This is a genomic window from uncultured Thiocystis sp. (assembly GCF_903866365.1).
Classification (GTDB): Bacteria; Pseudomonadota; Gammaproteobacteria; order Chromatiales; family Chromatiaceae; genus Chromatium.
Genome location: NZ_CAIPNF010000209.1, coordinates 1 through 11,971 on the forward strand (window position 1 = coordinate 1; position 11,971 = coordinate 11,971).

13 protein-coding genes are annotated in these 11,971 nt (G+C 65.1%); 6 read left to right on the forward strand and 7 right to left on the reverse strand.

Annotated elements, in window-relative coordinates:
- The 4 genes from QZY07_RS11740 to mtaB form a co-directional block, all read left to right on the forward strand.
- Positions 1–633: DUF6399 domain-containing protein (locus tag QZY07_RS11740; protein ID WP_295402670.1), on the forward strand; the 633-nt coding region annotated here is incomplete at its 5' end.
- Between the two features lie 397 nt (positions 634–1,030).
- Positions 1,031–1,621 carry an Hsp20/alpha crystallin family protein gene (locus tag QZY07_RS11745; RefSeq protein ID WP_295402672.1) on the forward strand — a complete coding sequence of 197 codons (591 nt, stop codon included), beginning with the start codon at positions 1,031–1,033 and terminating at the stop codon, positions 1,619–1,621.
- Positions 1,622–1,717: 96 nt separating this feature from the next.
- Complete coding sequence (locus tag QZY07_RS11750; RefSeq protein WP_295402674.1) at positions 1,718–2,140, forward strand: nuclear transport factor 2 family protein; 423 nt, start codon at positions 1,718–1,720, stop codon at positions 2,138–2,140.
- 15 nt (positions 2,141–2,155) lie between these two features.
- Positions 2,156–3,454: a tRNA (N(6)-L-threonylcarbamoyladenosine(37)-C(2))-methylthiotransferase MtaB gene (gene mtaB, locus QZY07_RS11755; protein WP_295402677.1), complete on the forward strand. Its 1,299-nt coding sequence runs from the start codon at positions 2,156–2,158 to the stop codon at positions 3,452–3,454.
- A 32-nt stretch (positions 3,455–3,486) separates the two neighbouring features.
- On the opposite strand, the gene QZY07_RS11760 is transcribed toward mtaB, so the two are convergent.
- Together QZY07_RS11760 and murI are read right to left on the reverse strand one after the other, a co-directional pair.
- Positions 3,487–4,041, reverse strand: coding sequence for a hypothetical protein (locus QZY07_RS11760; RefSeq protein WP_295402679.1), 555 nt, complete (start codon positions 4,039–4,041; stop codon positions 3,487–3,489).
- A 25-nt stretch (positions 4,042–4,066) separates the two neighbouring features.
- Positions 4,067–4,894, reverse strand: a complete 828-nt coding sequence (gene murI / locus QZY07_RS11765) for a glutamate racemase (RefSeq protein ID WP_295402681.1) — start codon at positions 4,892–4,894, stop codon at positions 4,067–4,069.
- Between the two features lie 295 nt (positions 4,895–5,189).
- Between murI and QZY07_RS11770 the strand changes: the two genes are divergently transcribed.
- Positions 5,190–6,680: a hypothetical protein gene (locus QZY07_RS11770; protein ID WP_295402683.1), complete on the forward strand. Its 1,491-nt coding sequence runs from the start codon at positions 5,190–5,192 to the stop codon at positions 6,678–6,680.
- A 262-nt stretch (positions 6,681–6,942) separates the two neighbouring features.
- Positions 6,943–7,221 carry a N(2)-fixation sustaining protein CowN gene (cowN, locus tag QZY07_RS11775; RefSeq protein ID WP_295402685.1) on the forward strand — a complete coding sequence of 93 codons (279 nt, stop codon included), beginning with the start codon at positions 6,943–6,945 and terminating at the stop codon, positions 7,219–7,221.
- On the opposite strand, the gene lipB is transcribed toward cowN, so the two are convergent.
- The 5 genes from lipB to mltB all read right to left on the reverse strand — a co-directional run bounded on the left by lipB (position 7,218) and on the right by mltB (position 11,540).
- Complete coding sequence (gene lipB / locus QZY07_RS11780; protein ID WP_295402687.1) at positions 7,218–7,901, reverse strand: lipoyl(octanoyl) transferase LipB; 684 nt, start codon at positions 7,899–7,901, stop codon at positions 7,218–7,220. The two genes, cowN and lipB, sit on opposite strands and share 4 nt — an antisense overlap.
- Positions 7,898–8,167 (reverse strand): DUF493 domain-containing protein, encoded by a 270-nt coding sequence (locus tag QZY07_RS11785; RefSeq protein ID WP_295402689.1) that lies wholly within the window; start codon positions 8,165–8,167, stop codon positions 7,898–7,900. Before QZY07_RS11785 ends, lipB begins: the two co-directional genes overlap by 4 nt.
- 29 nt (positions 8,168–8,196) lie before the next feature.
- Entirely contained in the window at positions 8,197–9,354 is a 1,158-nt protein-coding gene (locus QZY07_RS11790) for a D-alanyl-D-alanine carboxypeptidase family protein (protein WP_295402691.1), read from the reverse strand.
- A 77-nt stretch (positions 9,355–9,431) separates the two neighbouring features.
- On the reverse strand, positions 9,432–10,517 hold the full coding sequence (locus tag QZY07_RS11795; RefSeq protein WP_295402693.1) for a septal ring lytic transglycosylase RlpA family protein: 1,086 nt from the start codon (positions 10,515–10,517) through the stop codon (positions 9,432–9,434).
- Positions 10,518–10,547: 30 nt separating this feature from the next.
- Entirely contained in the window at positions 10,548–11,540 is a 993-nt protein-coding gene (gene mltB / locus QZY07_RS11800; protein WP_295402695.1) for a lytic murein transglycosylase B, read from the reverse strand.
- Between the last annotated feature and the right edge of the window lie 431 nt (positions 11,541–11,971).

Genomic DNA, 11,971 nt, shown 5'->3' on the forward strand with positions numbered 1-11,971 from the left:
CTGGCCGCCGCCGAGCTGCCCACGCGCGCTCGTGAACGTCTGGCCAAGGCGCCGCGTCTAACCACACAATTGTTGGCCACCATCGCGTTTTTCTTCGCCACCCTGCCGGGGCAGGTCGAGGCTCTCGCGCGGTCGCCCACGCTGGAGCGCGCCCTCCTCGAACACCGGATTCCGGCCCTGTATCTAGAGCGCGTCGCCGCGCGCAGCACCCATGCCGAACCACGTCACCGAGTGCGTGCGCTGAGCCGCCAGTTGCTCGAACCGCTGCGCCAAGGCACGCATCCGCTCCAGGCTTTGCCGGGTGCCGAGCGCGCGCACCTGGAACAGGTGGCCGGCGAATGCGCCGATCGCTTCCAGCGCAGCCGCTCCGGTGTGGAGGGCCGCAACGGTCAACGGTCCCTCCATCACCATGGCCGCCATCGTCTGAGCGACCGCAAGCTCGCGGCGCTCACCGCCGTGCATCACTTCCACATCCACCGCGCCGACCGCACCACCGCCGCCGAGCGCTTCTTCGGTCGTGCCCATGAATCGCTGTTCGTGCAGGTGCTCCAGCGGGTACCTCTGCCGCCGCGACCGGCGCGCCGACGACCGCGCCCGCCCACGCCGCCCTATCGGATGCCGGTGGCGGCGTAACAGGGGTGGCCGGATCGATGATCAAGGCCCCGCCCCGCCAATGTTCCAAGGTGGGATCGATGCGCTCGACGCGAGTGTTGCGCGGCATCCTTGTAGGGGCGAATTCATTCGCCCCTACATCCTCTGCATCCCCGGTATCCGCGCAACCGACGCGGCGAATGAATTCGTCCCTACAGGCTACAGGCCAGCATCATGCTCAAGAGATGGAGATGCCCTTGATCTTCTTGCGAATCCCGCATAAGTAGAATGGGTGACACGCCCTAGGAAACTGTTGATCAACTGTTGTACTCAAAGCGTAGCCTTCAACGGACCCGGCAATCGCTCGGCGGGCGAAGAGATCGGGTCGAGATTTCTCGGTTACTGTCTCATTCTGTCGCGAAACTCGGGGGAATTCTCTATGCGCAAGATCCCACTGACCACCGTCGCCATGACTGCCATCCTTCCCGCCCTGGCCTTCGCCTGGACGCCCTTTGCGCCCGAGATGACTGGGCCACCACCCTATCCTGGCTACCCGGTCCCCGATGGCCAGCCGCTCGGGGTGCCCTTCGGTCCGATGGCCCCAGGCTACCCGAACGCCTGGCCCGCCATGCCCCCTGGCCCATTCGGCGACATGCCGCCCATGGACAGAGAGAGCCGTCAGGTGCCGCCCGCCAGCCGGATGCGGATCGCGCGTCAGGCCACCAATGACGCTTATCTCATCGACATCGCGCTGGAGAACATCGACCCTGAGCAGGTTAAGATTCGGCCGGCGGGCCGGGGTCTGACGATTGCCTACAGCACCCGGATGCAGACCAGCGAGGAAGAAACCCTGCCCCGTGGCGAGGGGTTCCGACAGAGTTACCGGATTTCGCGTGGCTCGGCGAGTCGCCGCATCGCGCTGCCCCCGGATGCCGATCTGGCCAACCTGTCCCGCGAGGTCAGCGACGGACGCATCCGGCTGCGGATCCCGCGCGTGCCGGGTGGACGCTGGCCGTCACCCGTCCGCTAGTACAACTGCGCCGAGGTCCCAATGATCAGGCCGTCTTCGTCTGACGCAACCGCGTCCAGACTTATCCCGCGAATCAGCGGCGAGGAATCTCAACGTATGCACTATGAAACCCCACAGGATGCCGAGGATGCCTATTACGACGCGCTCGAAGCCGGCGACGCGGTGGCCATGGACGAGGTCTGGGAGGCGTCCGACAAGATCGCCTGTCTGTTGCCCATGACCCCGCTGACCACCGGACCGGAGGTGCGGCGTTTATGGCGCGCCATCTTCGAGCAGGGCGCCCGCTTCGAGATCGAGGTGCGGCATCATGTCTGGATCGAAAACGGCGATCTCGCGATCCATCTGATCGAGGAACGCACCGGCACCCGGCACGACGGAGGATCGCCGCCGCCGGCCATCTATGGCACCAACGTCTTCCGCCTCGGTCCCGATGGCTGGCGTCTCCTGCTGCACCAGAACTCGCCGGCGCCGCTCCCGCCGCCAGGCGCGGCGTCCAGCCAGCGCACGGCGCTGGCCTGAGCCGGGCAGGGTGGAATGCGCGTCAAGCTCCTGACGCTGGGCTGTCGTCTCAACGAGGCGGAGTCGGAAGACTGGGCCGACCGCTTTCACGCGCGGGGATGTCAGGTCGTCGGCGATGAGGATCCCGCCGACCTGATCGTGATCAATACCTGCGCCGTCACCCAACAGGCGGTGCGCAAATCGCGCCAGATCCTGCGCCGCAGCCATCGCGTCAATCCCGCGGCGCGGCTGATCGTCAGCGGCTGCCTGGCCGCGCTGGAGGCGGAGGCGCTGGCGCGCGAGAGCGGCGTCAACCTGGTGGTCGGCAACCAGGACAAGGATCGTCTGGTCGAGATCGCGCTCGACGCGCTCGCCATCCCGTCCATGCCGGAACTGGTGACCGCCAATGACGCCAGTCCGTTGTTCGCCCGGGGTCGTCAACGCGCCTTCGTCAAGGTCCAGGACGGCTGCCGCTATCGCTGCACCTTCTGCATCACGACACAGGCGCGTGGCGAGGAGCGTAGCCGTGCGGTCGGCGAGGTCGTGCAGACGGTCGAGCGTCTGCACCGTGCCGGGATCCAGGAGGTCGTGCTGACCGGCGTGCATCTGGGCGGTTACGGCAGCGACACCGGCGGCGATCTGGTCACGCTGGTGACCCGGCTCCTCGCCGAGACCGAGATTCCGCGTCTGCGTCTGGGATCGCTGGAACCCTGGGATCTGCCCGATGCCTTCTGGCCGCTGTTCGCCGATCCGCGGCTCATGCCCCATCTGCACCTGCCGTTGCAAAGCGGCTCGGACGCCGTGCTGCGACGCATGGCGCGCCGCTGCAAAACCGACGAATTCGCCCGGCTGGTAGCGCGGGGTCGCGCACTGATCCCGCATCTCAACGTGACGACCGACATCATCGTCGGCTTTCCGGGCGAGGACGCGGACGACTGGGGGCGCACCCTGGCGTTCGCCGAGGCGATGCGATTCGGACACCTCCATGTCTTCAGCTACTCGCCACGGGCGGGAACCCTGGCGGCCACGCTGCCGGGTCAAGTGGATGCGGGGACGAAGCGTCAGCGTTGTCAGGACTTGCAGGCGCTCGCGGCCCGGCTGAAAACGAAGGTTCTACAGGCGCAAATCGGCCAACGGGCGCAAGTGCTGTGCGAAGGCCCGGACGATGGCGAGCGACGCGACAGCCGTTTCGGCTATACGCCCAACTATCTGCCGGTGCATGTCGTCGCGGACATTCCCGGAGTGACAGGCAATCGACTGATCGATGTCATCCTGACCGGCCTTGTCGCAAGCGGCGAGGCCATCGTGGGTCAGCCAGTCCGCCGCCCGGAGTAAACCGCGTCCGTGCAGACGGCCATGTCTTGCCGTTAGAGCCCGCTCTCGATCCGCGCATCGCGCGCGCGGTTCAACTCGGTCGCGATATAGTTCAGCGAGATCCCCAGCTCGCGGGTCCAGGAGAGTTCGATACGCCAGGCCGGGGAGGGTTGCCACTGGTGCACGGCGCGTCCGTCGCCGCGGCGAATCGAGGCAAGGCGCGCGGCCGGGGTCTCGGCATACTCGGGGAACTGACTTTGGTCCTCGCCCGGACCATATTTCTCGCGCAGCAGGCGATAGGTGTCGTCGAAGCGCAGCTGAGTCGAGACCCCGTAGGCGCGCACCACCTTGTAAATGCGCTTGGCAAAGGCCAGCACATAGAGCTGATTGTCGCCGTCGGGAAACATCAGGGCCAGACTGTCCGCCACGTTTCGATAGACCGTGGGGGCGGGCACGGTTTGCAGCAGAGGGCTGACATCGCCGCCCAGACAGTAACGGTCGAACACCAGCTTGAGGCATGGATCGTCCGCCAGGGCGGTCCCGGCGAGCAGGAGCAACCCGATCGTCAGCGCAACCGCGGCACCCCGCGTACCCGATGTTCCAGCCATGACGTCGCGCCTCGCGTGGTGATGTCTAGAGAGGATAGCCCATCAAGTTCTTCCGGGCGCCGGTCTCGAATGGCTCCAGCACCACCTCCGCCCGCCAGAGCCGGGCGATCAGCCCCTGGGTCGCCATTGGATGCCCGCTGGTCCAGAAACGCTCGCGGCCGATCCGGTCCGCCGGCGCCAGCAGGCCGGCCTCGGTCAGGCGTCGCCGCACCTGACGGGCGACCGCCGCCCCCGAATCCAGCACCGCGACGTCCGGACCGGCCAGTTCCTCGATCAAGGGCGTCAAATGCGGATAGTGGGTACAGCCCAGCACCAGGGTGTCGGCTCCGCGCGCCAGCAGCGGCTGGAGAAACCCGGTGAGCAGAGTCCGGGTCGGCGCGCCGTCGAGGTCGCCGGACTCCACCCGTTCCACCAGACCGGGACAGGGTTGCGGCAGGATCCGGGTGCAGTGGTCGATCCGGTCCAGCAGCGCCGCGAAGGTTTGGCTCGCGAGTGTCTGGCGGGTGGCCAGTACGCCCACCACGCCGGAGCGCGTGCGCTCCACCGCTGGTTTGACCGCCGGCTCCATGGCCACGATGGGGACCGGATAGCGGCTGCGCAGCACCCTGGCCGCCGCGCCGGTCGCCGTGTTGCAGGCCACAACGACCGTCTTGGCCCCTTGGGCGAGCAGAAACTCGGTGATGGCCACCGCGCGCGACTCGATGGCCGCCAGCGGTTTGTCGCCATAGGGCGCATGGCCGCAATCCGCTACGTAGAGCAGATCCTCGTGGGGCAATTCGCGACGGATCTCGCGCAGCACCGAGAGCCCCCCGACGCCGGAATCGAAAACGCCGATGGGTTGACGGGGGTTCATGGCGCTCTCCGGGTCACGGCGATCGACGGCGGGGCGTCCCGCTTGAATCGAGCAGCAACCATTGGCGGGGCAGGATCCGGCATCTCTGATCAATCCGTTCAAACCGCGCAGTGTATGATCCGATGGCGGGGCTGACAATGCGTGTGTCGCCGGTGCGCGGCTGGATTCGATCCCGGACATGGCCTAGCCTAGTGCAACTGTGCGAAAGTCCCAAGACCGTCTCAGGTCTCGGAACTTGAGCAGCGAAGCACTAGCGACCTGTCACAGATCTTCCAGCCACACAGGATACCCAACCATGCGTAAATTCTTGGGCGCGTTCGCGCTCCTCGCCGCCGGGACTCTCCAGGCCGCGATTCCCGCCACGCCCGTGATGACGGTCTACGAATTCAATGGCCCCTTGGAGGTGCCCTATTTCAATATCAGCGATTTGTCCCGCGCGGGAACCCTGACCCAGGGCACCTCGCTGATCCCCTGTCTGCCGATCCGCGATGGCAAGCCGTTGACGGATCGCAGCGGCACGCCCTATGTCGGCTTCGAGATCGTGGTGGATCCGCGCCAGGCGTCCCGCGCCTCGACCGAGGTCTTCAAGCGCGCGGTCGCCGCGCGCAAGGCTCTCAAGGTCAAAAACCATCACTGTCCGGCGAGCGTTCGGCATGTCATCGGCATTCGCGATCTCTATGCACTGGAGAAGGCGCCGTCCTTCGATCCGCCCCGCGCGAGTGGCGGACGCGCCGAGTCGGGCGTCAGCGAACTCGATCGCCTCGTTCGCGCCTTCCATGCCTCCAGCGATTGCGAGGGGGCGAATGTCAAACTGACGGGGCGCCGTCCCGCCCTCAAGCGCGCCTGGGACGATTTCATCCGCGACCATGCGGACTTGGGCTCGCCGACCACGCTTGCCCGCGCCATGCATCTGGATTATGTCATGCGCACGGCGATCTACGAGGGCCACCTGGGGCGCGGCTGCAATGCCTATGGCGCCTGCGAGCGTAACATTATCGCACTCTCCATCCGCAATCGCGCCGTCGGTCAGTGCCGGAAGAATCAGGGCTGCTCCTTTCCGGGCGATTTTCAGGGTGCCGCATCTTCGGTCTCCCAGTACAACATCTGGGACGAATACCTGACCCAGATCTCGGGCCTGACCTCCTGTTTTCTCCGCCCGGATCTGGCCAGCGATGACCGCTATGTCAAGCTCCAGGCGATGTACGCGCAGAGCCAGCCGGATGTCGAGCGCATTCTGTTTGGCGACGATGCCGATTTGGGCGAGGTGTTCCCCGAGAATTCGCTGGCCGACCTCACCGCGATGCGTCACTACTATCACGCGCCGGCCATGGGCAAGTGTTTCCCGAACCATGACCGGGTGGAATACATGAGCGGCGCGGTGGCGCGTAAGGGGGACGATTTCGCGCTGATCGCCAATACCCGTATCCAGGTCGGGGCTAAATCCGGCGATGGCTACACCTTCCAGGAGTTCCGGTTCGAGGAAGCGTCGGACCGGGATCTCGTGCGGATCGAGGACAACTATCCCGGTTTTCTGGTCGACGCCCGCAAGGTCTCGCTGCGCGCGCCGGGATCCTGCCCCGCCTACGGCATTCCCAGCGGCTGCCGCTCGGGGACCGTCGGGCGTTATCGCAAGACCCCGAACTGGCTGAACGATGGCAAGCCGCTGGGCATTATCTGCCGGCTCTCCGATCGGGGCGAATCCTGTCGGGGCGGCGGCGCGACGACAACGGTGGAAGTGGGCGGCGTCTGCGACAAGGAAATGCGACCGGTCGCCGGGGTGCGCTGAGTCCCTGAACCTGGAAAGCGCAGTTGATCGGTGCAAGCGCGCTGCGCCGCATCGAACCTGACCGGGTTCAATTGGCGCGTATTGTGCTGGTTCTCCATCAATGCCCCGTCAAGGTTCTGCCGGGGCCATCGATCCGATGGATCTCCTTTGGAATCCGATTGTCGCAACAAAGGTCCGCCGATCGATCTTCACGCCGCATCGCGGCAATTGTCGACTGTCCGACAGAACAACATGCCATGAGGTATCCAAGGTGTCGTGTCCCGTGGAAAAAACCGACCGCTACATCAGTTTCGATGGCATCGCCTGTGACGAGCATGCTCATCGCATCGTCCTCTCGATCCGCGACTGCATTGGCGATGCCGCCCGGCCGTCGCCTTGGCAGTCCTATTTCGAGACCAAGCTGGGAGAGTCGGAACGAAGGGGTCATGACGAGCTGTATTTCGTGGGAAGTCAAGTCAACGCGATCCGCGAGCTGTTCGAGCAGTATGGGCGCGAGGAAGCGTTGGACTTACTGGGACGGGTCGAGGAGGAGTGCTGTTAACGCGCGCTCGGCGGGATCGGCGGTTCGCACTCGGCGATCCCGGCGGGGGCGAGTAGACGTTCGAGGATTTCACTCAACGCCCGGCCCACGTCGGCGACCGTGACCCCTGGAACCAGATCCGAGACCTGCGTGATGGCGAGTCCGGCGTAACCGCAGGGGTTGATGCGTCGGAAGGGTGCGAGATCCATCGCGACATTCAGCGCCAGTCCGTGATAGCTGCACCCGTGACGAATCCGCAGACCCAGCGAAGCGATCTTGGCGTCCGCCACATAGACGCCGGGCGCATTGAGGCGGCGCGCTGCCGTGATTCCCAGGGTGTCGAGCAGGTCGATGACACATTGTTCCAGCAGGTCCACCAGCCGCTTGACGCCGAGACCGGTCCGCCGCAGATCGAGCAGCGGATAGACGATCAACTGTCCGGGACCGTGATAGGTCACTTGCCCACCCCGATCCGACTGGACGACCGGAATCCTGCCCGGCGCCAGGATGTGCTCCAGGCGGCCGGCCTGACCTAGGGTGAAGACGGACGGATGTTCGAGCAACCAGACCTCGTCGCGGGTGTCCTCGCGGCGGGCATCGGTCCAGTCGCGCATCGCGGTGAGCGTAGCCGGGTAATCCTGAAGACCGGGCAGGCGGCGGATCAGCAGAGGCTCGCGCAGGGTAGGGCGGTCGTCGCTCACAGCGCCCAGACCACCAGCTCATGCGCGGTCAACTCCTGATAGATGGCGTCGAGCTGAGGTTTGCCGTGCGCTTCGATGGTGACGGTCACGCTGATCCATTTGCCGCCCCGGCTGGGTCGGACCGAGATGGCCGTTGCATCGAAACCGGGCGCATGCCGTCGGACAATCTCGATCACCGCGGACTCCAGGCCGCGGTCAGCCGGACCCATCGCCTTGATCGGAAAGCTGCAGGGGAATGAAAACAAGGTTTCCTGGGGGTCGGACATGGCCTGTACGCAGCGATCGTTCGATCGCGTCAATGAAGAAGGCTGTCGACCAGCTTCAGAAGGCTGTCGACGAATTTGCGCCACAGGTTGCCGTCGGCGACCTCCTGGAGCGCGACCAGGGGAACCCGTGTCATCTCCTCGTCGCCCAGGGTGACCACGATGTCGCCGACTTGCGCGCCCTGGGCGATCGGGGCGATAAAATCGGAGGTCTTTTCCAGCCGTGCGTTGAGTTTGTCATAGGTGCCGCGCGGAATGGTCGCGAAGACATCCGTGGCGGGACCGACCGGCAGGTTTTGCAGACGGCCATACCAGACGCGAATCGACTCGATCGGTTGGCCGGCGGGATAGAGGCGATGGCTCTCGTAGAACCGGAACCCGTAGTTCAGCAGGGCCAGACTCGCCTCGGCGCGCGCCTTGGGCGTCGCCGATCCCATGACCACCGAAATCAGGCGCATGTCGTCGCGCTTGGCCGATCCCACCAGACAGTAACCGGCGGCCTTGGTATAGCCGGTCTTGACGCCGTCGGCCGTGGCATCGCGCTTGAGCAATGGATTGCGGTTCTGCTGCGTGATGTTGTTGTAAGTAAAATCCTGGTTTTTATACCAGGCGTAATAGTCGGGAAACTCCCTGATCAGGGCCAGCGTGACCCGAGCCATATCGCGGGCAGTGGTATAGAGTTCGGGATCCGGGAGTCCGTTGGGATTGGTAAAATGACTGGCCGTCATGCCGAGCCGCTGGGCATGATCGTTCATCAGGTTGGCGAAGGCCTCGACGCTGCCGGCGACATGCTCGGCCAGGGCCACGGCGGCATCGTTGCCGGATTGGATCATCATGCCTTTCAGCAGATTCTCCACGTCGACCTGTTTGCCCACCTCGATGAACATCTTCGAGCCGCCTGTCCGCCACGCTTTCTCGCTGATCATGGCTTGATCGGTCAGCTTGACCTTACCGCCAGCGAGTTCGCGGAACACCACATAGGCGGTCATGATCTTGGTCAGACTCGCCGGTTCCAGACGCTCGTCGGCATTTTGTTCGACCAAGGTCTTGCCGCTGTTGACATCGATCAGCAGATAGCCCTTGGCCGCCAGCTCGGGAGGGGCGGGTATCGGCGGCTGCGCGGTCGCCGACGAGAGCGGCAACGCCCAAAGACAAAACCATAGGAAAAAGAGTGGGGAGACTGACTTCATGAGGGATCCGGGGCTTGGGATGGCGGGGATGGAGCGACGTCTATTCTAACCCTCATCCCCGGATTTGGCACTTCGGATCAGTTCGTCACCCGTTGTGGCCGGTCCACGCCAAGCGCCACGAGCTGCTGTGTCAGTCGGTCGGCGTCCTGTTCGGAGGCGACTGGACCGATTCTGACCTTGTACAGCGCCGCGCCGCTGGTCTCCGGACTCAGGATTCGGATACGGTCGGACCCCAGATGTCCGTTCAAGCGTTCGCGCAGTCGCTCGGCGTTGCGCGGATCGCCAAAGGCGCCGATCTGGAGATACAGCGCTTCGCCATGGCTGGCGGGTTGCGCGCGGAACGCGACCGCTGCCAGCGGCTCGGGCGAATCGGGCAGATCCCGCGCTGCCACCGCCGTGATTGGAAGCGGCTCGTCCCCGCGGGCGGGCAGCGGTCGCGGGGTCATCTCGCTGTCTGCCAGGCGCATGGGCGCACGTGCCGGACGCGCGGGCGGCGGATCGGCCGGAGCGACAGCACGCGGGGCGGCGACGGCGGTTCTGGCGTTGGCTTTGCCCGATGCGGCGAGGAAGGGGCCGGGATCCGAGCGCGGACGCTTCGGGTCGATGGCGCGCACCTCGACCATCGCCGTCCCCGTCTTGACCACGCCTAGCTTGACGGCGGCGGTATGGGACAGATCGATGAGACGCGGACCATGAAAGGGACCGCGGTCATTGATCCTGACCACGATGCTGCGGCCATTCTCGACGTTGGTCACCCGCGCATAGGTCGGCAGGGGCAGGGTCTTGTGCGCCGCGCTCATGGCGTGCATGTCGTAGGTCTCGCCCGAACTGGTCTTGCGCCCGTGAAAAGGCTTGCCGTACCAGGAGGCCAGTCCGCGCTCCGCATAGCCCCGACTGCTTCGCTGGATTTGGTAACGCTTGCCGAAGACCACGTAGGACTCGGGATTCCCGGATTTCGACAGGGGTTCGACACGCGGGACCGCGTCCGGAATGCGGGCGATGTGCGGGGGGATATCCTCGTCTGATTGATCGATCTGGCTGGCGCAACCGGAGAGCAGCGCGAACAGCAGCGCGCCCCCTATCCAGGCGACCTTCGCCGATGCCGAGACGGTGGGCCGAGGGTCGGCCACCCACGTGGTCGGGACAAGCTTATCTGTTCGCATGTGGTGCTGTCTCCAGACGACCGCGCTCAATCACCGCTCGCCGGCATGGCGCGCCCGGATCGCCTCGCTCAACTGAAGAATCGCCATGGCGTAGAGGTTGCTGTGGTTGTAGCGCGTGATGACATAAAAATTGTCGAGACCGATCCAGTATTCGTCGGTCGGTCCAGCGAGCCGGATCAAAACCGCCGGGGTTGATGGAGCGGTGGACGCGCGCCAGTCGATGCCGGCGTCGCGCCAGTCGCCCGCCGTGCGGTTGGGCATGAGCGGCGTTTTCCCGGCGATGTCGACGCCGTCGGGGAGGCCGGCCTTGAGTTCGGACGGAAAGGCGACCGGTTCGCCGGGACGCCAGCCGTGCAGCTTGAAATAGTTGGCGACGCTGCCGATGACATCCGGGTTGCTGTGCCAGAGGTCGCGCTGGCCATCGCCATCGAAGTCCACCGCGTAGGCGCGGTAACTGGACGGAATGAATTGGGGTGTTCCGAGCGCCCCGGCATAGGAGCCCAGGATCCTGCCGGGGTCGAGCCCTTCCTCGCGGCTCAGGAGCAGGAAGGATTCCAGCTCGCCGCGAAAGAAATCCGCCCGCTTGGGATAGGAAAAGCCGAGGGTCGTCAGCGCATCCAGCGTCCGGTGGGTGCCCAGGTTGCGTCCATAGCGGGTTTCGACGCCGAGGATGGCGACGACGATCTCGGGCGCGACACCGAAGGCGGTCTCGGCGCGCGTCAGGGTCTCGGCATGGTCGCGCCAGAAGGCGACGCCGGCATCGATCCGCTCCGGGGTGAGGAAGAGCGCCCGGTACTCGGGCCAGGGTTTGTCCTCGTAGGGGCGATTCATGGCGTCGACGATCGCTGGCCGGTAGCGCGCGGTCTCCAGCAGGGTCTGGAGCGCGACGGGGTCGAAGCCATGACGTTCGGTCATCTCGGCGACGAACCGCTGGACGCCCGCGCGGTCGTCGTCCGGCGCCGCCGCGACCGGACCCAGGATGAGCGCCACGGCGAGCGCGGCAAGGAGACGAGCGACGGGCATGGGACGCGACCCTCGGCCATGAAGGCGATAAATGACATTCAGTATAAGGCATAACCGCATAAGCGAAAAGCAGTTTGGGAATTCCCGCCGCTGCCCCTTCGGCAGACTCAAAACCCGGAGCCGGCGGAAAATCGGCAGGCACTTTCCAGGACATCAGCCAGTCTTGTTTCTGCCAACTGCCAACTATAATCAATGCCTTTCAATAACGACCAGCGAGGGAGCGCGAATCAAACCAATGCACGACGGTTTGGAACGGGGCATCCGCGATGATCGTTGTCGTTGTCGTTGTCTAAAGTGGACCCCCTGTCCAGGACAGTTTTTCCCCGAATTTAAGTTGTGCTGCCGCCCTCAATCGCAGCGGTTTGGCGCTGCCCCAGTGTCCGTTCTGTCTCGCCGAAGCGATCCACGATGTTGGCTCCCCCGCCTTCCCC